The sequence below is a fragment of the Desulforamulus hydrothermalis Lam5 = DSM 18033 genome, assembly GCF_000315365.1.
GTDB classification, from domain to species: domain Bacteria; phylum Bacillota; class Desulfotomaculia; order Desulfotomaculales; family Desulfotomaculaceae; genus Desulfotomaculum; species Desulfotomaculum hydrothermale.
Window position 1 is genome coordinate 220,572 of record NZ_CAOS01000013.1, and the last position, 19,682, is coordinate 240,253.

Below are 19,682 nucleotides of genomic sequence, written 5' to 3' on the forward strand. Positions count from 1 at the left end.
CAAATTAAAGATTCCTGCCAGTGGTGGGTAAATTCATCACAACGATAAATAAGTTCCTATACCATAGGGAAAGGTGTAGCGGTGCCAGGGCGGGTCGCCCATATCAAGGGTCTGCTGCCAAATGCGTGCAGCTTGTTGATAGTTTCCTTGACGGAATTCTAGCATTCCCTGTAAGTACCAGAGGCCGGTAAAGTCAGGAAAAATATTTTGACCTTGTTTTAGAATTTTCAGGCCCTGTTGATATTGGGCAAGTTCTAAGCAGCAGACAGCCATTTTAAAATATACGTCTGCTGTCACGTTGCTGCCTGCCGATAGTGACAGAGTTTGTCGGAATTGTGTGAGAGCATCTTCATAATTGCCCTGTTGAAACAGTTCTGTGCCCATGGCATAAAGATTATAGGCATCGGTAGGGTTGTTGGCTGCTTCTAAGTCCAGAATGTTGATATTTCTGGCGCTTTTTTGTTTTAGCAGGGATTGATTTAAATATCCCCGGTGGTCAATGTGTACTTCAACCGGTCTGATGCAAGAGTTACCCTGATAATTTATGATTGAAGGGGCGATGCTTTCATGAACAGATCCGCTAAACCTATATTGAGGTTTATTTTTAAACAAGCGGCATACGGCATCAATGGTGTAATCATCCGGATAATTGCTAAAGTAATTGACCAGTTTTAAATAAAAGCCTTCACATGGTAGGTTACCGGATATTAGTTCTTTAATAAGACTGTGTTCATGGGAACGTAGTGTTTCATCGGCATCTAATACCAGGATCCAGGTTTTGGTAGCCTGAACCAGAGAAAAGTTTCTGGCTCTGGCAAAATCACCTGTCCAAGGTAATGAGAAAACCTTGGCACCCAGGTTGCGCCCAATCTCTATGGTGCGATCACGCGAACCGGTGTCAACCAAAATTATCTCATCTACCAGGTTTTTTACGCTGTGTATACATTTAGGCAAGTTTTTTTCTTCATTACGAACAATCATACACAGACTGAGTCCGTCTGCCAAACTGTCCGCAGAGTTAACCGGATGCTTTTGCATCAATCTAAACACCCCGCAGCATTCAATTGTTGTTGACACTCATTAACAATGTCGAGCATATATTTAAATACTTGCCGGTGGGGGAATTTTGTTATGGCTTCCGCCAGAGTAACACCGGTTTGGCTAAGCAGTATTTCCACTAATTTTTCATGATATGTTTGTTTGGCAGGGGCCATGGCAATAGCTTGTTGCACCAGTTGTTCGGCCTCCCATAGAATATTGCGCTGCTGACAAATACAGCCCAACATAAAATATAATTCGTCATTTGAGAACCCCGCTTGCATGGCCTGCAGCAGTTGATCGGCAGCTTCAAGAATTTTATTATGCTGAAAAAGTATTTTGCCCAAATTAAAGTGAATTTCCCCGGTGTTTAAACGACCGGACCAATTTACTGCTTCCTGGGCCAGCCGGGTATTGCCATGTTCCACCAACTTTAAAATCAGCTTGCTTAAACTCGCGGGATGGACATGGGTAAAGGTGTTAAGCCCCTTAACTAGTTTGTTGTTAAAATTAAGCAGAGTTAAATATAGATACCGGTCAATATCTGTCAACTTTTCAATAAAAATTTGTGCATCAACCGGGTTATCCTTAGACCAGTTGCAAATACAAATATCCAAAACAGCTTCACAAAAAACAGAGCCGGCGTGATTAATTTCTAATATTAAGTTTTTTGCTTTATCCCAGTTTCCCAGTTTAATTAAGTTATTGCACTTAAGCAAAACCATCTGATCAGACAACCGGTTGCATTTTTCCAAGAAGGCCAGGCTACCCGCAAAATCTCCCAGCTGATGAAGGATAGTGGCTATTTGTAATAAATGATCATCATTTAAGGATGGCAAGTTATTTTCAATATATGAACGAATTTCTGCCGGGTCATTGTAAACATGAGACAGGTTGCGCAACAGGTGAGTCAAAAATTCTTGCTGCGCCGGCTGACATTTAAAGGCCTGGCAGTAATACATAACTGCTTCTTCGTACCGCTGGCAGGTTTCCATGAGATTAGCAAGCCGGCCTAATGGAAAATAACTGCCCAGACCAATGGTGGAAACATAGTGAGAGGGAGCTTCGCCCAGGACAAGGCAGTGTTTATAAGCTTCCTCAGCAAGAAGAAACTCTTTTGATTTTTCTAAAGCCTGACCTTTAAGATAGTACAAGTCTGTATAATCATGATATAGACGGATGGCTTTTTCTGCCGTTTGCAGAGCTTTCTTATGCTGCATGGTTAATATTAAACAAATAATATAGTTGCGCAGCAAATTAGGTGCATAGCCGGCTGTGTAGTCCAGGGTTTCTATAACTTTCTGCCATTCCGTTAGAGCACCCTTTAAATCATTGATTTGATACAGAGCAACTCCCAGATTGTATCGATAAAAGTTATTGCCAGGGTATTGCTCCACCTGTTGCCTGGCTATCTCCAGATTACGCATACATTTATTTTTATTCTCTATATTGGTGTTTTTATAGCCGTGGTGTAAAATGGCGATGTCTGTCTTAACCAGCTTAGCATCTGGCTTATGAGCCAAGATGGCAGGAATAATTTGTTCGTGTATGGCCCCCTGAAAACGGTATAAAGGGTGATTTCTAAAAAGCCTTAAACTGCTGCTGCGCAACTGTTGACTGGCCGGATTATCGTCAGTGGGGCTGATAATAACAAAATAATAACCGTCTGTTGCGGTCTGGTTTATTAAGTTGTGCAGGGTTGATTTTTCATTCAGCAACAATTCTTCATCGGCATCCAGGTAGATAATCCAATCCCCGCTGGCCTGGTCAAGGGAATAGTTTCTGGCTTTGCTAAAATCTCCTGCCCAATCATAACTAAAAATCTTAGCATGGTAATTACGGGCAATTTTTATCGTATCGTCTGAGGAGCCGGTATCGACAACAATAATTTCATCTACCAGATCTTTTACCCTGGATAAACAATCGTCTAAGTAATTTGCTTCGTTTTTTACTATCATGCATAAACTAATTGTACAGGAAGTGCTCACCTTTAATTCACATCCTTTACTAAGAAAAAAACCCGAAGTTTTACCCTCAGGTTATTTTATGTTGAGTTGTATCTATAAGTTAATTATGCTAAATAGCTTGCGTTTGGAAGAAGACATCAATAGTAGTAGAATTACCCGGTAAAGTTGATTTATAGGCAATTCTGGTATATCTTAGGAAAGTTTTAGCAACAAAGGTGTCGGTGGTACCCGAAGTAAGGGTGCGAGCGGCAACGTCAGTAAAATAAGTTACCTGATCCGGGCTGATATCCAGTCTTATATCTACAGGATTATCTCCTTTGTTGTATACATAAAAGGTATACATGTTCTGAGTCGATGTATCTACATAGTCGAGGCCGGTGAAGGAATCATCGGTATCCACATCGATATAGTTGATTTCTGTAAATGTAGGTGTTATTTGAATACTCCCTGTTACGGTGACCGGGTCGGAGATGTTTCTGATTTCCAGGCGGCCGTCGGCGTCGGTGCGCACCGGTTGAACATCTGCACCGTCAAAGCCGAAGGCCAGCAAGTTATCCTGGTTGGCGGAGAGGTCGCGTATATCCAGGTTGGTGGCTGTTACGGTGACCGGGTCGGAGATGTTTCTGATTTCCAGGCGGCCGTCGGCGTCGGTGCGTATAGCGGTATTCTCTGAACCAAAAATTTTGGTCCTAAGGACGTCTGCATCTAAATTAAACACTGAAAAATTAGGCATTACCTACCACCTCTTTTTAATTAACATATGTTGCCAAATAGTCTTATGTTACAACTGTTAAATTCTTCCCTGCAAAAAGACACTTACTTTAACCGGGTTCTTTTGTTCTGATGCTAAGGTGAATTTCAGGCGAGTAAATCTGGTAAAAAAACGGTTTACCAGTATCTTGGTTTGTTGGGGCTGCAAAGTGCAGGTAGGGCCCTCGTCAATAAAGTCAATGCCGTCTGCACTGTCCTGAAGGGTTATCATAACCGGTGAAAAGCCCATGTTCTTAACAATCAGGCTGAAAACAGAATAACACCAAACTTCCCTGGTAGTGCTGAAGGTTTCCGACGGAAGAACTTTGACAATTTCTTCTATATTTTCAACTTGGCAGCCTTTAGGCCTGTCAATTTTTAAAGTTAAGAGAGGGCGCCGTTGCAGATGGGGACTGTTGCTGCTGTTAATGGCCAAAATTTTCCGGCCCCATAGGCAACTGGATGAAATTATCAGACCATTATTTGCCAGCTGACCTGTCAACCAAGAGGCTGCCATCTTCTTGATGTCAATATTTATAACCCGGGTAGCGTGGTTTATTGTCCAGTGTATGCCGGGTTCTTGCAGGCTGATGGGCCTGTTTTTATAATTTGTTACACAATCCTCAAAGGTCTCGGCTAACGGTTTTATGATAAGTGTATCAAAACCGGTCGGTTGAGGAGCCACCGGGAATAAGGACAATACAGCCGACTTGATGCGTGCGTTTGGCGGTATGTGGGAAAGATCAAAAAACAGGTAAGCAAATAGCTTTCCGGCATATCTGGTGCCAACCAGCAATACGGGTGATGAACAGGGAGTTAACCAGGGCTGCCGGCTGTAAACAAACGTGTCTTTTTGGGCGGTTAAGGTGACTATGCTCATTATTGCACCTCTTAACGGGTATATATATAGAATATAAACAAATGGCAATAACTGTTACTAACTAAACTAAACATTCTGGATTATACCTAGCTCCCCGGGGAGCAGGCTGAAAGAAATTTTACCAAGTTAAACTATAGAAAATGCCCTTGTCACCAAACATATGTTTGATATAATAATTATTGCAGACAGAATAAATGTTTGGTGGTAATTATGTCCAGGACTATTTTATTATGTGACATGAATAGCTTTTATGCTTCGGTGCATCAGGCCATGGATGCCGGTTTACGGGGGCGGCCTGTCATTGTGGCGGGAGATCCGGCTAACAGAACCGGTATTGTTTTGGCAGCCAGCTATGAAGCCAAACAACCATATGGCATTAAAACAGGCATGCTGGTTACCGAAGCCAAGGCGCTTTGTCCCCGTGCGGTATTTGTGGCACCGGCCCATCGCCATTATGTTGCTTTTGCCAGCCGCATTAATAATATTCTGCGGGATTTTAGCGATCTGGTAGAACCTTTTTCCATAGACGAAAGTTTTCTGGATGTTACCGGTTGTCTAAAACTGTTTGGCAGCCCCCAGGAGATTGCCCGGCAAATTCAGCGCCGCATTAATCAAGAAGTGGGGGTGGGAGTCAATATTGGTATCGGGCCTTCCAAACTGGTGGCCAAAATGGCGGCAGAAATGGAAAAACCCAATAAAATTATCACCCTTACCAGGGAGGACTGGCCCCATAAAGTGTGGCCGCTGCCCGTTAAAGAACTGTTCGGGGTAGGCACCCGCATTGGCAAGTGGTTAAATCAGATCGGGGTTCAGACCATCGGTCAGCTGGCAGCCCTTCCGGTGGCATTGTTGAAAAAAAGATACGGACTGGTGGGGGAAGTTCTCCATTACGCCGCACATGGGATTGACCACAGTCCGGTGGATCCCGGGTCAATGGAGGTTATAAAGAGTGTGGGCAACCAGATTACCCTGCCCAGGGATTACCGGGGTTACGATCAGATCAAGGTAGTTATCATGGAACTGGCGGAAGAAGTAACCTGGCGGGCCCGTAAAGCAGGGTATTTAGGTAACCGGGTAAGTCTTACCATTCGCACCCCTGATTTTTATACCGAAACACATGCCAGAGTATTACCCGCCTATACTGATATAACCGGGGAGGTTTACGAAATGGCAGTGTTTCTATTAAAAAAACACTGGTCTGAAGATGTTAAGGCCCGGCTGGTGGGATTAACGCTGGCAGGCCTGGTCAGCCGGCAGGAGAAACAACTGGATTTGCTGTGCCGGCGGGAGAAGCAGGAGAAAATTGACCGGGCTGCGGATTTAATTCGCTCCCGGTGGGGACAGCACAGCATTAAAAGGGCGGTGTCCCTGACAGACAGCGGGGTATACTATGGACGATAAAGTAAGGAGTTATTATAAAAATAATTTTCTTTTTACCGGTCACCGTATGATGATGCCCCAAACCGGGGAGATATTTAAACATTCCTGCAGCCAGTGCCAATATTTTGTAAAGGTTATCGGGCGGCAAGAAAGCCGCAGGGTTTGTCTGGCCGGGGTAAAGGCTTATCAAAATAAAAGCAAAAGAGTGCCGGATAGCATTGAAATTATTGAATTAATGCTGCAGCTGGGGAAAGAAGCATTGGAGGAGCTGTTAAAAGAAGGCCGCCCGCACCAAACGGCATGCGGTAATTTTGAGAAGAAAGTTAAATAAAGCGGCTTAGCAAATAAATTTAAAATAGGATTAACATATGTCGGGCAATCATTAATGGCTTTTTAGTTTATCATATGATAAAATATGCAGGAATTTAAAATATACCATCTCAAGGTGAAAAATTATGAGCGATTTTGTCGAATCGACCAGGAAGGCAGAAATCACCATGCGTGTTTCTGAGTTTGAAGTTCCCCCCATGCAAGACGTTTTGCTGGTGGGCAGGAAGGCACCCATAGGACCGGAAGCTGCCAGGCGAATGGTAGATATTTTGTCTCCGGAACAATACGAAATAATTGAGGTGGACCACCCGGTTATTGAAGCCATTGTTATTAGAAAGTCATTAACCCATATGCTGACCAGGGATCGGCTTATCCCGTTAATTTTAGAAGAAGGGGGGAAAGTTGCTAACGAGTCTAACATAATTAAAGCACAAATTAATATCGTGCTGCATGTTAGCAAGTCTATCGACCTATGATGTACTGTGTTTCCAATATTATGAGAAAAGCGGTTACTACCGTTGATGCTTATGATGGCGTACGCAAAGCGCAAAGAACGATGGATGAAAATAACGTTAGCTGCCTGCCCGTCTTGCACAATGGTAAACTGGTGGGGGTATTGACCTGCGGGGATATAAGAAAAACCCATCCTAACAGAATTGTAGCAGATGCCATGACCAAAAGGGTTATTTCGGTTGCCCCTGAGACATCTCTGTGGCAAGCTAAGCGGTTGTTTGAACAATATGAAATTAAAACACTGCTGGTTCAAGAAAACGATAGGCTGGTGGGGTTGGTTAACAAGAGCCGTCTTTATGCTGAACTGGGTAAACACTACGACCTTCTTACCGGACTCTACCGTAGTGAATATATCTATCAAATGGGTGTAGAGCTATTGGAAAAGGGCAGTGCAATATCTGTCATTTTCATTGATCTCAATGAGTTCGGACAAATAGACAAGGCCTACGGGCACACCCAAGGGGATTTAATTTTAAAAGAAGTAGCTGTGCTTTTGCAAACCTACGCACCGGCAGATGCTTATCTTTGCCGGTTCGGGGGAGATGAATTTACCCTGCTGACCGGCTACGACCCGGCTAAATGTGAAGCTCTGGCAGAAGTGCTGTTAAAAGCAATCGCTAACCATAAATTTAGTAATAATATTAAAATTACTGCCGCAGCGGGACTTGCCGCAAGCCGGCAGCAAAACCTGATCACGTCAAATCCCAGAAGCATGGTAATAAATCTTGTGAATTCAGCCAGCCTGGCATCAACCAGGGCTAAGCAAGAGAAACTGCCGCTGGTAATAGCAGAGAGGTATTTAGCTTCTGAAACGGCCTGGGAAAGTGCGTAGTATATATTATGTCAACTAGTGATTTTAATAGCGATGTGCTTAAAATGTACTTTATATAAATAGATAACATGGATAGATAACTTATTGCTTAAATCCAGAGGGGGCTTAAACGTAGTGACAGCGCAACCTAATATTAAAATAATTGAGCCCGTTAGCGGCAGTATCGGCACTATTAAACCAAGGAAAGCCAAAGAAACGGTGGGGATTATTTTAGAACACCCTGATTTTGTTGTTCCCTATCAAACAATTCATCCCAATAACCGTATTGCTGCGGCACATACCGGTAAATTTGAGTACCGCTGGCAATACAACCGGGATGAAGATGCCTATTTGCTTTATCTGGCCTTTACGGATGGTGTTGGCTTTGCTATTAAATTTGCCCGTCACAAAGCCGGTCAGATTTTGCAGAAAATGCAAGAACTCAACCAAAAGTCTCCTATGTTTGGCCTGATTTTGCGTTTTAAGGAACACCGCAGCCCGGACATTTTTGATGATTCCATTTCTTTAATCGGGCTGGAATTTGATAAAGATCCTGCTGCAGGCTGGCCGCAATAAACTAACCGGGGCGTTTAACCCCGGTTTCAGACTGTAGACAAAGGTGTAAAACAAAGTGAGGTGGTTTTATGATCCCCTGTCGGCGACTTGTCGAAGCACCGGTCACAGCACTTGATGAGCGAAAGGAGCCATTGGGGTGGCGCCCACAGGACGTGGGCGCCAGCCGAACCGGGCCAGGATGGCCCGTTTGAGGCGACCCCAAGGGCGACCGGAGCGAATCATAGTGCTGTCGGTGCGTAGACCGGAGCCAAAGGGGATCATAAGCCACCGCTAATGCATGTCGACACTCTGTAACCGGGGCGTTAAACCCCGGTTTAATTATTTTTCTTATTGATATAAGGAGCTAAAACAATGAACACAATAGCCGTTAAAATGCTGTAAGCCCAGTCAATGTGACGGTACAGAAGATATTGAGTAACAGAACTGCCCACCAGTACAACCGTGCTGATGATAACACTTTGCTTATCAATCTTCATGGCAGTTACCTTCTGGTTTCTTCAATAAATAAGTTATTTAAACGAGTTTTCGAGATAATATGGTACACGCCGTCCTGAGCTTCAATCTGCCTGACCACGCCGCTTTTAAAAGCCTGGAATTCCTGGACTTCTTTATTTTGTTGTTCAAGGATATTAATTATTTCATTAACTTGTTGTTTTAATTGTTGAAATTGGGGATGCTCGCCCAGTGTTGCTGCCAGCTCGTGGGTTAGCAGCATGGTGCTGGACATCAGCTTGCTTATTTCATCATCACCGATATAAACAAAAGTAGTAAGATCCGTTAGCTCCCGACCCCGTTCTTTAATTTGAATGGTGCCGTTTTGTTCCAGCTTATCCAGTGCCTCCACCAGGATGGAGGGCAGCAGTAAGCCCATTTCATCAGCTATTTCGGCAATACTTTTAACGCATACACCGTCCACAGATTTGTCACGGATAAAATTAGCAACTCTGGTCAGCAATCCTTTTGAAATTCTGCGGGGTTTGCAACCGCAGGCATTGTTTTCGGGCATAGCCATACCTCCTACTTTAACGTCTTTCATAATTAAATCAGACAAACTTAACACTGTAAATATATAACCATGAGTTTTATTTCGTGTCAAATTTTGGTTTAAACTCATAAATTAAAATAAAGAGAAGCAGGATTTGGAGGTGTTGCCTGTGAACGGTCAAACGCAGCCGGAAGTTTATTTAAAACCATGCCAATATCCTAATATTTTGCTTAAACCTGAGCAAATGGCGCCTGATTTTACTGCCGATGCTTATTACCGGGGCAATCGGGTGACTGTTAAGTTAAAAGATTTCAAAAATCAATGGGTGGTTCTTTTTTTCTATGCCAGTGACTTTACATTTGTTTGACCTACAGAACTGGCAGCCGTGGCTGCCCGCCATGAAGAATTTAAAAAGCTGGGGGTTCAGGTATTAGCCGTCAGTACGGACAGTGTCTTTTCCCACAAAGTATTTGCAGAAGTTTCTCCCTCAGCCCGCACTATCCAATATCCCTTATTATCTGATCGCTCACATGAAATTTCACGTAAATACGGCGTGCTGAGGGAAGAACTGGGTTTTACCTATCGGGCCACTTTTATTATCTCTCCCGAGGGAATTATAAAATATGTTTCGCTGTATCCTCCTGAAGTAGGACGCGGGGTAGAAGAAATCATCCGGGTTATCCAGGGATTGCAGTATGAAGCTGCTACCGGGCTGGGCGTCCCGGCCGGCTGGCAACCAGGCATGCCAGGTATTAAAAGAGAATTTAGCATGGTAGGAAGAATATAATTTCAAAAAATTTAATTTTACAATAACAACCGGTTAATTTAAATGTCATGTTTTATTGTTAAACTGCTGCCGGGAGGTTGATCAAAATGACTATTTCTTCCATAGAACAGTTTATTAACACATTTGGCAGGCACCCGGTGGCTGTTTTTCTGGAAAACCCCGTTTTTTTTACCGGCCACGACTTTATCTTTTCCGCCGAATTTATTGACCATGTAATGCTGCTGGCGGAGACCTTTTGCCAGACCTTTCGGGAAGATTGCATTTAAGTAATTCTTATGTAAGGAACGGGTAATAAACAATTAGTTAAAGTGCATTATAATATTGGTATATCAACCATAAAAGTAAGAAACGGAGGAGTTAAAATGAAACATGAATTGCCGCCATTACCCTATGATTATAATGCACTGGAACCTTATTATGATGAGCAGACCGTAAGATTGCACCATGATGCCCACCATAAAGCCTATGTGGACGGGTTGAACAATGCTGAAGCCAAACTGGCAGAAGCCAGAGAAAAAGGAGATTATGCCCTGATTAAACATTGGGAAAGAGAACTGGCTTTTCACGGCTCAGGCCATATTCTGCACACCATGTTCTGGGAGAATATGTCACCAAACGGCGGGGGACCCGCCGGCGGCCTGGTGGCTGCGGAAATTGATAAATCCTTTGGCAGTTTTGAAGCTTTTAAAAAGCAAATGTCTGCTGCTGCTGTAGCTGTGGAAGGTTCCGGTTGGGCTCTGTTATGTTACAACCCTGTATTTAAAAAGCTGGAAATATTAACGGCAGAAAAGCACCAGAATCTCACCCAGTGGGGTGTTATCCCACTGCTGGCGCTGGATGTCTGGGAACATGCCTACTATTTGAAATATCAAAATAAACGGGCTGCCTTTGTAGAAGCCTGGTGGAACCTGGTTAACTGGGAGGATGTTAACCGCCGTTTAGCTGCCTGTTTGAAATAAAATAACGATAAAATGCGGCATTGTTCTGCCGCATTTAGACTGTAAACAAAGGTTGTAAAACAAAGTGAGGTGGTTTTATGATCCCCTGCCGGCGACTTGTCGAAGCACCGGTCACAGCACTTGATGAGCGAAAGGAGCCCTTGGGGTGGCGCCCACAGGACGTGGGCGCCAGCCGAACCGGGCCAGGAAGGCCCGTTTGAGGCGACCCCAAGGGCGACCGGAGCGAATCATAGTGCTGTCGGTGCGTAGACCGGAGCCAAAGGGGATCATAAGCCACCGCTAATTTTTGTTGATGCTCTGAAATGCGGCATTGTTCTGCCGCATTTTTTTATTCGGTGGTTTTTAGGGGCAGGCTTTGTACCTGCAGGTTATCATGCAGCCAGAGAGTGCGCATCACCTTTGCCACTTCTTGCGGATTACCGCTGGTAAAGAATTGTTCACTGCCCGGGGGGCCTTCCGGCACGGCCAGGTTATGTTCAAAAAGTACCTTTTGAACCTGTTTGGCTACAGCAGCACCGGTGTCAATGACAGCAATGTCCGAGCCGGCCAACCGCTCAATCAGGGGACGCAAAAATGGATAGTGGGTGCAGCCCAGCACGATGGTATCCGCCCCCTGTTCCAGCATGGGCCGCAGAAAACCTTGGAGAACTTTTTCTGTTTCCGGATCTGCCAGTTTACCGCTTTCTATTAACTCCACCAGTCCCGGGCAAGGTTGGGTGATCACCCGGGTATGTTCGGCATAACGCTTCACCAGAGCGGCAAAGCGGTCGCCGGCTATGGTTACGCCGGTGGCCAGCACGCCAATGGTGCCGTTGCGGCTGGCTGCCACAGCAGGCTTAACACCTGGTTCCATGCCCACAATGGGTACCGCAAAAAGATTGCGCAATTCTTCCAGTCCGGCGGAAGATGCAGTATTGCATGCCACTACAATTAACTTGGCACCCCTGGACAGTAAAAATTTAACAATATTTTTTTCCCGCTGCCGGATAACGGCCGGGTCTTTTTCACCGTATGGACAGTAAGCCGTGTCTGCATAATAAAGCAGGTCTTCGCAAGGAAGCAGCTTGCGAATTTCCTTGGCTACGGATAAGCCGCCCACGCCGGAGTCAAATATGCCTATAGGTTGCCGCTGGGTCAAAAAAATCACCTCGGAGTTGGTAAATGCTGTAATTCATTATACCCCCCTGTTTAGTAGGAAGCAAGTTTATCGTTTATTTTTGCAGCAAAATCTAAAGTATAAGAAAAAGAAATAAATGACCCAAGCACTTGTTTATATAATAAAAAGTTATATTTTGTCTAAAGGAAAGTACATAAATCTTGGCGAAGGGCTAATAATGTTCTGTGAAAAGGGGGGTGGCGCACAGTGGATAAAGTTAGACTGACACAAATGACCAAGGCTGCCGGGTGAGCGGCTAAAGTGGGACCGGAGGTCCTGGCAGAGGTGCTGTGCCGGCTGCCCAAGTATACCGATCCCAACCTGCTGGTTGGTTTGGATACATCAGATGATGCAGCGGTATATCGGCTGCATGATGAGCTGGCAGTTATTCAAACGGTGGACTTTTTTACTCCGATGGTGGATGATCCTTACTTGTTTGGGCAAATTGCGGCCGCCAATGCCCTGAGTGATGTTTATGCCATGGGCGGCACACCGGTGCTGGCGCTTAACATAGTATGTTTTCCGGCCTGCCTGTCGCCGGATATTTTGCAAGAAATTTTAAGGGGTGGGGCAGACAAGGTCAGGGAAGCCGGGGCGGTCATTGCCGGCGGGCACAGTGTGCAGGATGATGAGCCTAAATACGGCCTGGCGGTTACCGGCGTGATCCATCCGGCTAGGATTTACAGTAATGCCACTGCCCGGGCCGGGGATTTTTTGGTGTTAACCAAGCCATTAGGTACCGGCATTATCAACACAGGCATTAAAGCAGATCTGGCAGCGCCAGCGGTTATCAGGCAAGCGGTGGCCACCATGGCTGCTTTGAATCAACCGGCGGCGGCAGCAATGGTGGAACTGGGAGCGTCCGCTTGTACCGATATTACCGGTTTCGGTTTGCTGGGGCATGCGGCCGAGATGGCTAGGGCCAGCGGCTTAAGTATAACATTTTATGCCGACGCGATACCGGTGTTGCCGGGCGCCAGGGAACTGGCCCGCATGGGCATTATTCCGGCCGGGGCTTATAATAACCGCAACCACCTGGGCGATCAGGTGGAAGTTGAGGAAGGAGTTAGGCGGGAAGATGTGGATATTTTATTTGATCCTCAAACTTCCGGCGGTTTGCTGATCGCTGTATCTCCCACCAGGGCAGACAGCCTGCTGAGGGAATTACACAGGCGAGGCGTTACAGATGCCTGTATAGTGGGCAGGCTTGCGGCCCAAAGCGACCGTTTAATTACTATTCGGAGGGGGCAACTGCATGATCCGAGAGATAAATAACCGCGGGCTGGCATGCCCGCAGCCGGTCATTAACACCAAGCGGGCCTTAGACGAAATACAACAGGGCACTGTGATATCGGTTGTAGACAACCGGGTGGCGCTGGAAAATGTTACTCGTTTTGCCGAAAATGCCGGCTGTCAGGTCAATGTGGAAGAAAAGAACGGAGAGTTTTACATCACAATTACCAAAGGTGAGGCGGCGGCAGGCACCGTATTGACGATGCCGGACCGGTGCCGGACCGGATCGGTTGTTTATTTGATCACCGGTAATACCTTTGGCAGCGGGGCTGAAGATTTGGGAGAAGTTTTAATGGTGAGTTTTTTTAACAGTTTGCTGGAGAAGCCGGCTCCCCGCTTGATCATGCTGGTAAACTCTGGGGTTCGTTTGGCCGTTCAGCACTCCCGGGTACTGGATCAAATTACCAGACTGGCCGAGCGGGGAACCGAAGTGCTGGCTTGCGGTACCTGCCTGGATTACTATAAATTAAAGGATCAACTGGCGGTAGGGCGGGTTACCAATATGCTGGAGATTTTGGAAAACCTGACTGGCGGCGACCAGGTCATTACTTTGTAACCTTTTTTGGCAAAAAACAGATGACAGGTAAGATTTTGTGTGTTAAACTAATTGTCAAGGTTGAGTTAGTTTTGAGTTGAGTTGCCACAATTTAATATATGAGAGGTGAGTTGAGATGAGCTGAGGTGAGCTGAGGGAGTACCGGTGAGCTGAGTTTTACCGTGTCTGCAACCAGGCTGTTCTCGCCTGGTTTTTTATTTTATTTGAGATGAGGAGAGATGAAGATGAGTAAGCCCGTAGCTGAACAAGTTATTATCGGCAAAATGAGCCGGACTAAAGAAATTTCCGTGGTGGCCTTTTTAATTGCCATCGGTGCCGTATTACGCATGTTTTCCCCGGCTATTTTAGGCATTACGCCCAACTTTGTTATTGCCATGTACTGCCTGTCAATTCTACTGCTGCGCCCTAAAATGAGCATGGCCTTAGGTATCGGTATTGTGGCCGGTGCGGTAAGTATGATCTTTTCTAAATCCCCTATTCCTTATCTGAACCTGGTAACTGAACCGGCCGGTGCGCTGGCTTGTGCCCTGGTAGCCGGTTATTTGCCTGAATTATCCCTGCGCAACTACTCCTTTAAACCCTCTGTAGCCACCCTTATTGGCACCCTGGTCAGCGGTACTTTGTATGTAGTGCTGAATTTCCGGTTGGCCTTAAACCTACCGGTGTCTGCCATGCAGGCTGCCTTTGTGGGCGTGGTAATACCTGTGTCTGTAATCAACATGGTGATTGCCCAGGCCCTGTATGCGCCGGTGAAAAAGTTTCTTTATCGCTAAGCGTAACAAGGGGGAACCGTCATGACTAAAGGGGCAGCACCGGTAGTTTGTTTCCAACAATTCAGCTACCGCTATCCTAACAGCGACTTTTACGCTCTAAAAAACATCAATTTGCAGCTTCATAAGGGCTCTATAGTTGGTTTAATCGGCCCCACCGGGGCAGGCAAAACCACCCTGATAAAATCAGTTAACGGTATTATCCCTCACACCGAAGGCGGCACCTGCAGCGGTCAGGTGTTGCTCAACGGCTGTCCGACCGTTAACTTGTCTACAGCATCCATCGGCCGCCTGGTTGGCACCGTTATGGATGACCCGGAATCTCAGATTATCTGCCTGGATGTCGAACAAGAATTGGTGTTTGGCATGGAAAATTACGGCGTACCGCCGGAACAGATGGAACAACGCCTAACTGCCGCTCTGGCCGGAGCAGGTATCAGTCATCTAAGATATCGGTCTACCGGCTCACTGTCCGGCGGTCAAAAACAGCGGTTGGCCATTGCTGCTGCCCTGGCGTTGCTACCTGAGATTCTGGTGCTGGATGAACCAACTTCTGAGCTGGATCCCCTGGGTACCGAAGAAATTTTTGCGGTATTAAAAGAAATAAACAGGCAGCAGGGTATCACAGTGTTGGTGGCAGAACAAAAAACCGAATTGCTGGCTCGCTATTGTGATCAGTTAGTTATTTTATCCGACGGGGAGATAGCTCTCGCCGGTACGCCCCGGGAAGTATTTGGAAACCCTAAAGTTTACCAACTGGGCGTAACGCTGCCCCAGGTTACTGAATTAGCCTGGCAGCTTAACAGGGACAGTTGTTTGTTTCCTGTTACCCTGGAGGAAGGTGTTGATTTTTGCCGGACATGGTTATCCGGTGGCGGAGGTAAAAAATGCAAGGTCTCATTGACATAAAAGGCTTGTCATACAGTTATGAACAGGGCCAACCGGCCCTGCAGGATATTAACTTAACAATTTATCCGGGCGAGCTGGTTGCCCTGGTGGGACAGAACGGTGCCGGCAAAACAACACTGGTTAAGCATTGTATCGGGTTGCTGCGTCCCCGGCCGGGCCAGGTCATGGTGTGCGGGCAGGATGTTGCCACAGCCCGCATCTCTCATTTGGCCCAGCAGGTGGGGTTCGTGTTTCAAAACCCGGACCACCAAATTTTTCATGACACAGTTCAAAAGGAAGTAGCCTTTGGTTTGGAAAATCTTGGTTTGCCACGGCGTGAAATTGAACAAAGAGTAGCCGCAGCATTACAGGATGTAGGTTTGCAGCAGTGGGCCCAGGTTTATCCCCACCGGTTAAGCCGGGGTCAGCGCCAGCGGGTGGCCCTGGCCGCTGTATTAGCCATGCAAACTAAAGTAATTATTTTAGATGAACCTACCACCGGGCAGGATGCCAGGGAAAGCCTGCAGATCATGGATCTGATCAGCTGCCTGAACCGGCGGGGACATACCGTTTTGTTTATTACCCATGATATGAACCTGGTGGCCCGGTATGCCCGGCGGGTGGTTGTTCTTTGCCAGGGCAGGGTGATTGCGGACGGGTTGACCAGAGAGGTTTTCAGCCAACCCCGGTTGCTGGCCCAAACACTGTTGGAGCCACCCCAAATAACTCAACTGGCAAACCGGTTAAAAGAAACGCTAAATCTTGGTTCACAAATTGTCTTGACGGTGGAAGAAATGGTTGCGCATTTACACAAGGCGAACGGAGGCAGCAGCGATGGCCAGGGTAATTGAATATGTTTACCGCGAATCAGTGGTGCATAGTTTAAATCCTCTCAGCAAGCTGGCCTGGGCCCTGGGGGTAATGTTACTGGCACTGACTTTTAACAATGTGTACTACTTGTTAACGCTGTTATCTTCTGTGGTGGCGGTGGCTATAGCAGGCAAAGTGCTTAAAGACTTGCGGACGGTTGTAAAAGGACTGGCTTTTTTTGCCGGCATTTTAATCATACTACAAATTATTTTTTTTCAAGGCCAGGAAATTCTGTTTTATCTGTTGCCTGGCCAAAGGCTGCCGGTTACCTGCGAAGCACTGTATATGGGGGTGGCTATGGCAGTCAGGATGATGACGGTAATATTGAGTTTTCTCATCTTTTTGGCCACTACCCAGTATAAAGATATTATTCTGGCGCTGACTGAAAAACTTAAATTGCCTTATGATTATGTATTTATGTTTATGACAGCCTTACGTTTTGTGCCTGCTTTTATGGCTGAAGCAGTGCAGGTTCGCTATGCCCAGCAGGTCAGGTGTTGTCCGGTGGACAGCGGTAATCCCTGGCATAAAATAAAAGCCTATAGCGCCGTGGCATTGCCGCTGGTTTTAATTTCACTGAAGAAAGCAGAACGCCTGGCCATTGCCATGGAAACCCGGGGCTACGGCAGCGGGGTACGCACCTATTATAAAGAACCGGCCATAACCAAGCTGGATATAATGATCATCTTATTAACCCTGATATCAGTCATGCTGGCATTTATCTTAAGATGGCAGGGATTCGGGGTTGTTCAACTATAAAGCGGAGGTTTGTTGTGATGAGGAAACTGTTAATGGGAAATGAGGCCATTGCCTACGGGGCGGCGGAGGCCGGCGTGCAAGTGGTTACCGGCTACCCGGGAACGCCCTCATCCGAGATTTTAACGACCCTGGCTGAACTGGCTAAAGAACGGGGCTTCTATGTTGAATGGTCAGTTAACGAAAAAGCTGCTCTGGAGGTGGCGGCAGGAGCTTGTTATGCGGGAGCCAGAGCCATGGTCACCATGAAACAAGTGGGTTTAAATGTGGCTGCCGACCCCCTGATGACCCTGGCTTATATTGGGGTCAAGGGCGGTCTGGTGTTGGCGGTGGCTGATGACCCAGGACCGCACAGTTCGCAAAACGAACAGGATACCCGCAAATTTGCCCAGTTTGCTAAGCTGCCGGTGTTGGACCCGGCTGATCCCCAGGAAGCTAAAGATATGGCCCGGGAAGCCTTCCGGCTGTCCGAAGAGCTGGGACTGCCGGTAATTCTGCGGCCCACCACCCGTACCTGCCATGTTTGCCAGGATGTGGAAGTGGCCGGTGAATATATAACCGAACAGGCTGACACAGGTTTTCAAAAGGACCCCCGGTGGGTTATTTTTCCCAGCCTGGCTGCCCAGCGGCATATCTGGCTCAACCGGCAACAGGAAAAGGCACGGGATATATTTGAAAACAGCCCCTTTAATACCGTTCTGCCCGGTGACGGTCGCTTAGGCATTATCGCCGGCGGCGTTGCCTACCATTACGTCAAAGAAGCTCTGGCCCAGTTAAAGCTTAACCTGCCGGTGCTAAAAATCGGCACCCCCTACCCGCTGCCCCATAATTTGGTATTAAAGTTTATCCAACAACTTGATCAAGTGCTGGTGGTGGAGGAACAGGAACCGGTGCTGGAAGACCAACTTGTAGGGTTAATTTATCGGCACGGCATATCCCTGACAGTCAGCGGCAAACATAATCACTTGGTACCCCGGGAGGGAGAACTGGACACTGACAAGATTAAAGGAATTTTAGCCAATTTTTTACATTTAGAGCTGCCTGCCCCGGAAAATATCAGCCTGCCTCCTCTGCCTGTGCGCCCGCCGGTTTTGTGTGCCGGCTGCCCGCACCGGGCGTCCTTCTATATATTTAAACAAGCGGCCGCCGGCAGCAAGGCTGTTTTTACCGGGGATATCGGCTGCTATACCCTGGGTAACATGGCTCCCCTGCATGCAGTGGATACCTGCCTGTGCATGGGTGCCAGTATTACGATAGGCTCCGGTCTCCAACTGGTGGTGAAAGACAGCAAGGTGGTTGCTTTTCTGGGGGATTCTACCTTTTTCCATACCGGTTTGCCGGGTTTGATAAACGCTGTGCACAACCGGGCTAACTTAACGGTGGTGGTATTAGATAACCGGACTACCGCCATGACCGGCCACCAGAGCCACCCTGGCCTTAACCGGAATGTCAGCGGCGAAAACGTACAGCCGCTGGATATTGCAAAACTGGCAGCAGCCTGCGGGGTACCGCTGATTAAGGTGGCAGATCCCTTTGCTTACCGGGAGGCACTGGCGGCAGCCAAGGAGGCGCTGGCTTTCAACGGTGTTTCCCTGGTTGTTATGAGGCGGGAATGTGTGGCGGTGGCAAAGGAACGCAAAGCACCCAGGAAAATTGATCCGGCAAAGTGTCTTAATTGCCGGCTGTGTATTGAAGAATTGGGTTGTCCGGCCATTGCCGGCGGGGAACAGGCACCGGTCATCAGCGCCGCCTGTACAGGTTGTGATTTGTGCCGGCAAATTTGCCCCAGCGAAGCCATTACAGAGGGGAGTGACGTAGAATGAGGCTGGATATCTTGATTGCCGGTGTGGGTGGACAGGGAAACGTGCTGGCTTCCCGTATCTTAGCCCGGGCAGCAATGGAGGCCGGGCTGCCTGTACGGACTTCCGAGGTTATCGGCATGGCGCAAAGGGAAGGCGTAGTCATGAGCCAGGTACGCATGGGGCAGGGAGATTACAGTGCCTTAATCCCCACCGGTCAGGCGGACGTATTGCTGGGGTTGGAACTGGCGGAAACTGTACGGGCGATTAATAAGGTAAAAAAAGGAGCGGTAGTGCTGGCCAACACCGCCACCATTCAGCCGGTATCAGTTTCCCTGGGCCTGGCCACCTATGATACCAGGCAGTTAACTGCTTTTCTCCAAGAAAGAACAGCCACTCTACATTTATTTGATGCTACGGCCTTAGCCAGCCAGGCAGGCACCTTTAAAGCAACCAACATGGTCTTGCTGGGAGCGCTGTCTGCCCTGGACTTGCTGCCCTTCAGTGCGGATCACTTGCAGTCCGTGGTAGAAAAAATGATGCCGCCGCGGTTGTTGCCTATAAATCAAAGAGCCTTTGCCTTGGGTCGGCAAGCAATAGGAGGTGCTTAAGTTGTCA

At 47.2% G+C, this 19,682-nt stretch carries 25 protein-coding genes; 16 read left to right on the forward strand and 9 right to left on the reverse strand.

The window, feature by feature from the left end:
• Nucleotides 1-36: 36 nt before the first annotated feature.
• The 4 genes from DESHY_RS11155 to DESHY_RS11170 all read right to left on the reverse strand — a co-directional run bounded on the left by DESHY_RS11155 (nt 37) and on the right by DESHY_RS11170 (nt 4,635).
• Nucleotides 37-1,038: a glycosyltransferase gene (locus DESHY_RS11155; protein WP_048818093.1), complete on the reverse strand. Its 1,002-nt coding sequence runs from the start codon at nt 1,036-1,038 to the stop codon at nt 37-39.
• Entirely contained in the window at nt 1,038-3,026 is a 1,989-nt protein-coding gene (locus DESHY_RS11160) for a glycosyltransferase family 2 protein (RefSeq protein ID WP_008412816.1), read from the reverse strand. Before DESHY_RS11160 ends, DESHY_RS11155 begins: the two co-directional genes overlap by 1 nt.
• Nucleotides 3,027-3,114: 88 nt before the next feature.
• A complete protein-coding gene (locus tag DESHY_RS11165; RefSeq protein WP_008412817.1) occupies nt 3,115-3,738 on the reverse strand; it encodes a DUF6385 domain-containing protein in 624 nt (207 codons plus the stop codon).
• Nucleotides 3,739-3,795: 57 nt separating this feature from the next.
• Nucleotides 3,796-4,635 carry a DNRLRE domain-containing protein gene (locus tag DESHY_RS11170; protein ID WP_008412819.1) on the reverse strand — a complete coding sequence of 280 codons (840 nt, stop codon included), beginning with the start codon at nt 4,633-4,635 and terminating at the stop codon, nt 3,796-3,798.
• Between the two features lie 210 nt (nt 4,636-4,845).
• Between DESHY_RS11170 and dinB the strand changes: the two genes are divergently transcribed.
• The 5 genes from dinB (at nt 4,846) to DESHY_RS11195 (ending at nt 8,245) form a co-directional block, all read left to right on the forward strand.
• Complete coding sequence (gene dinB, locus DESHY_RS11175) at nt 4,846-6,036, forward strand: DNA polymerase IV (protein ID WP_008412821.1); 1,191 nt, start codon at nt 4,846-4,848, stop codon at nt 6,034-6,036.
• Nucleotides 6,026-6,346 (forward strand): hypothetical protein, encoded by a 321-nt coding sequence (locus tag DESHY_RS11180; protein ID WP_008412822.1) that lies wholly within the window; start codon nt 6,026-6,028, stop codon nt 6,344-6,346. The genes dinB and DESHY_RS11180 overlap by 11 nt, the downstream gene beginning before the upstream one ends.
• Nucleotides 6,347-6,470: 124 nt before the next feature.
• Nucleotides 6,471-6,821, forward strand: coding sequence for a hypothetical protein (locus tag DESHY_RS11185; protein ID WP_008412824.1), 351 nt, complete (start codon nt 6,471-6,473; stop codon nt 6,819-6,821).
• Nucleotides 6,818-7,690, forward strand: coding sequence for a CBS domain-containing protein (locus DESHY_RS11190; protein WP_008412826.1), 873 nt, complete (start codon nt 6,818-6,820; stop codon nt 7,688-7,690). Before DESHY_RS11185 ends, DESHY_RS11190 begins: the two co-directional genes overlap by 4 nt.
• Before the next feature lie 114 nt (nt 7,691-7,804).
• Entirely contained in the window at nt 7,805-8,245 is a 441-nt protein-coding gene (locus DESHY_RS11195; RefSeq protein WP_008412830.1) for a hypothetical protein, read from the forward strand.
• 102 nt (nt 8,246-8,347) lie between these two features.
• Here DESHY_RS11195 and DESHY_RS14315 read toward each other — a convergent pair whose 3' ends face one another.
• From DESHY_RS14315 to DESHY_RS11200, 3 genes are read right to left on the reverse strand one after another with little or no spacing between them, the layout of a single operon-like run.
• Entirely contained in the window at nt 8,348-8,506 is a 159-nt protein-coding gene (locus tag DESHY_RS14315; RefSeq protein WP_162829806.1) for a hypothetical protein, read from the reverse strand.
• 53 nt (nt 8,507-8,559) lie between these two features.
• A complete protein-coding gene (locus DESHY_RS14065) occupies nt 8,560-8,721 on the reverse strand; it encodes a hypothetical protein (protein ID WP_008412832.1) in 162 nt (53 codons plus the stop codon).
• A gap of 5 nt (nt 8,722-8,726) precedes the next feature.
• A complete protein-coding gene (locus DESHY_RS11200; RefSeq protein ID WP_008412834.1) occupies nt 8,727-9,251 on the reverse strand; it encodes a hypothetical protein in 525 nt (174 codons plus the stop codon).
• 205 nt (nt 9,252-9,456) lie between these two features.
• Between DESHY_RS11200 and DESHY_RS11210 the strand changes: the two genes are divergently transcribed.
• The 3 genes from DESHY_RS11210 (at nt 9,457) to DESHY_RS11220 (ending at nt 10,976) form a co-directional block, all read left to right on the forward strand.
• Nucleotides 9,457-10,017: a peroxiredoxin gene (locus DESHY_RS11210; protein WP_143147759.1), complete on the forward strand. Its 561-nt coding sequence runs from the start codon at nt 9,457-9,459 to the stop codon at nt 10,015-10,017.
• 86 nt (nt 10,018-10,103) lie between these two features.
• A complete protein-coding gene (locus DESHY_RS11215) occupies nt 10,104-10,283 on the forward strand; it encodes a hypothetical protein (protein WP_008412840.1) in 180 nt (59 codons plus the stop codon).
• 96 nt (nt 10,284-10,379) lie between these two features.
• Nucleotides 10,380-10,976 (forward strand): superoxide dismutase, encoded by a 597-nt coding sequence (locus DESHY_RS11220; RefSeq protein WP_008412841.1) that lies wholly within the window; start codon nt 10,380-10,382, stop codon nt 10,974-10,976.
• Nucleotides 10,977-11,087: 111 nt separating this feature from the next.
• Here the strand turns inward: DESHY_RS11220 and DESHY_RS14325 are convergent, their stop codons facing one another.
• Both DESHY_RS14325 and murI read right to left on the reverse strand, forming a co-directional pair.
• Nucleotides 11,088-11,246, reverse strand: coding sequence for a hypothetical protein (locus tag DESHY_RS14325; RefSeq protein ID WP_162829807.1), 159 nt, complete (start codon nt 11,244-11,246; stop codon nt 11,088-11,090).
• A gap of 58 nt (nt 11,247-11,304) precedes the next feature.
• Entirely contained in the window at nt 11,305-12,114 is an 810-nt protein-coding gene (murI, locus tag DESHY_RS11225; RefSeq protein WP_008412843.1) for a glutamate racemase, read from the reverse strand.
• Between the two features lie 249 nt (nt 12,115-12,363).
• Between murI and selD the strand changes: the two genes are divergently transcribed.
• From selD to DESHY_RS11265, 8 genes are all read left to right on the forward strand, one after another.
• On the forward strand, nt 12,364-13,407 hold the full coding sequence (gene selD, locus DESHY_RS11230) for a selenide, water dikinase SelD (RefSeq protein ID WP_082210496.1): 1,044 nt from the start codon (nt 12,364-12,366) through the stop codon (nt 13,405-13,407).
• Nucleotides 13,388-13,981: a sulfurtransferase-like selenium metabolism protein YedF gene (gene yedF, locus DESHY_RS11235; protein ID WP_008412847.1), complete on the forward strand. Its 594-nt coding sequence runs from the start codon at nt 13,388-13,390 to the stop codon at nt 13,979-13,981. The genes selD and yedF overlap by 20 nt, the downstream gene beginning before the upstream one ends.
• 224 nt (nt 13,982-14,205) lie before the next feature.
• A complete protein-coding gene (locus DESHY_RS11240) occupies nt 14,206-14,754 on the forward strand; it encodes a tryptophan transporter (RefSeq protein WP_008412849.1) in 549 nt (182 codons plus the stop codon).
• A gap of 21 nt (nt 14,755-14,775) precedes the next feature.
• On the forward strand, nt 14,776-15,660 hold the full coding sequence (locus tag DESHY_RS11245; RefSeq protein WP_008412851.1) for an energy-coupling factor ABC transporter ATP-binding protein: 885 nt from the start codon (nt 14,776-14,778) through the stop codon (nt 15,658-15,660).
• Nucleotides 15,639-16,490: an energy-coupling factor ABC transporter ATP-binding protein gene (locus DESHY_RS11250; protein ID WP_008412852.1), complete on the forward strand. Its 852-nt coding sequence runs from the start codon at nt 15,639-15,641 to the stop codon at nt 16,488-16,490. The genes DESHY_RS11245 and DESHY_RS11250 overlap by 22 nt, the downstream gene beginning before the upstream one ends.
• Entirely contained in the window at nt 16,474-17,268 is a 795-nt protein-coding gene (locus tag DESHY_RS11255; protein ID WP_048818096.1) for an energy-coupling factor transporter transmembrane component T family protein, read from the forward strand. Before DESHY_RS11250 ends, DESHY_RS11255 begins: the two co-directional genes overlap by 17 nt.
• Nucleotides 17,269-17,285: 17 nt before the next feature.
• Nucleotides 17,286-19,088 carry an indolepyruvate ferredoxin oxidoreductase subunit alpha gene (gene iorA, locus DESHY_RS11260; RefSeq protein ID WP_008412856.1) on the forward strand — a complete coding sequence of 601 codons (1,803 nt, stop codon included), beginning with the start codon at nt 17,286-17,288 and terminating at the stop codon, nt 19,086-19,088.
• Nucleotides 19,085-19,675: an indolepyruvate oxidoreductase subunit beta gene (locus DESHY_RS11265; protein WP_008412858.1), complete on the forward strand. Its 591-nt coding sequence runs from the start codon at nt 19,085-19,087 to the stop codon at nt 19,673-19,675. Before iorA ends, DESHY_RS11265 begins: the two co-directional genes overlap by 4 nt.
• Nucleotides 19,676-19,682 lie beyond the last annotated feature (7 nt).

Bases quoted from the DNA above. Each gene is read 5' to 3' on its own strand.
- DESHY_RS11165 (WP_008412817.1), bottom strand. From the start codon at position 3,738: ATGCCTAATTTTTCAGTGTTTAATTTAGATGCAGACGTCCTTAGGACC.
- DESHY_RS11155 (WP_048818093.1), bottom strand. From the start codon at position 1,038: ATGCAAAAGCATCCGGTTAACTCTGCGGACAGTTTGGCAGACGGACTC.
- dinB (WP_008412821.1), top strand. From the start codon at position 4,846: ATGTCCAGGACTATTTTATTATGTGACATGAATAGCTTTTATGCTTCG.
- DESHY_RS11245 (WP_008412851.1), top strand. From the start codon at position 14,776: ATGACTAAAGGGGCAGCACCGGTAGTTTGTTTCCAACAATTCAGCTAC.
- DESHY_RS11190 (WP_008412826.1), top strand. From the start codon at position 6,818: ATGATGTACTGTGTTTCCAATATTATGAGAAAAGCGGTTACTACCGTT.
- DESHY_RS11255 (WP_048818096.1), top strand. From the start codon at position 16,474: ATGGCCAGGGTAATTGAATATGTTTACCGCGAATCAGTGGTGCATAGT.
- DESHY_RS14065 (WP_008412832.1), bottom strand. From the start codon at position 8,721: ATGAAGATTGATAAGCAAAGTGTTATCATCAGCACGGTTGTACTGGTG.
- iorA (WP_008412856.1), top strand. From the start codon at position 17,286: ATGAGGAAACTGTTAATGGGAAATGAGGCCATTGCCTACGGGGCGGCG.
- DESHY_RS11265 (WP_008412858.1), top strand. From the start codon at position 19,085: ATGAGGCTGGATATCTTGATTGCCGGTGTGGGTGGACAGGGAAACGTG.
- DESHY_RS11250 (WP_008412852.1), top strand. From the start codon at position 15,639: ATGCAAGGTCTCATTGACATAAAAGGCTTGTCATACAGTTATGAACAG.
- DESHY_RS14325 (WP_162829807.1), bottom strand. From the start codon at position 11,246: ATGATCCCCTTTGGCTCCGGTCTACGCACCGACAGCACTATGATTCGC.
- DESHY_RS14315 (WP_162829806.1), bottom strand. From the start codon at position 8,506: ATGATCCCCTTTGGCTCCGGTCTACGCACCGACAGCACTATGATTCGC.
- DESHY_RS11170 (WP_008412819.1), bottom strand. From the start codon at position 4,635: ATGAGCATAGTCACCTTAACCGCCCAAAAAGACACGTTTGTTTACAGC.
- yedF (WP_008412847.1), top strand. From the start codon at position 13,388: ATGATCCGAGAGATAAATAACCGCGGGCTGGCATGCCCGCAGCCGGTC.
- DESHY_RS11200 (WP_008412834.1), bottom strand. From the start codon at position 9,251: ATGCCCGAAAACAATGCCTGCGGTTGCAAACCCCGCAGAATTTCAAAA.
- DESHY_RS11220 (WP_008412841.1), top strand. From the start codon at position 10,380: ATGAAACATGAATTGCCGCCATTACCCTATGATTATAATGCACTGGAA.
- DESHY_RS11215 (WP_008412840.1), top strand. From the start codon at position 10,104: ATGACTATTTCTTCCATAGAACAGTTTATTAACACATTTGGCAGGCAC.
- DESHY_RS11180 (WP_008412822.1), top strand. From the start codon at position 6,026: ATGGACGATAAAGTAAGGAGTTATTATAAAAATAATTTTCTTTTTACC.
- DESHY_RS11185 (WP_008412824.1), top strand. From the start codon at position 6,471: ATGAGCGATTTTGTCGAATCGACCAGGAAGGCAGAAATCACCATGCGT.
- DESHY_RS11240 (WP_008412849.1), top strand. From the start codon at position 14,206: ATGAGTAAGCCCGTAGCTGAACAAGTTATTATCGGCAAAATGAGCCGG.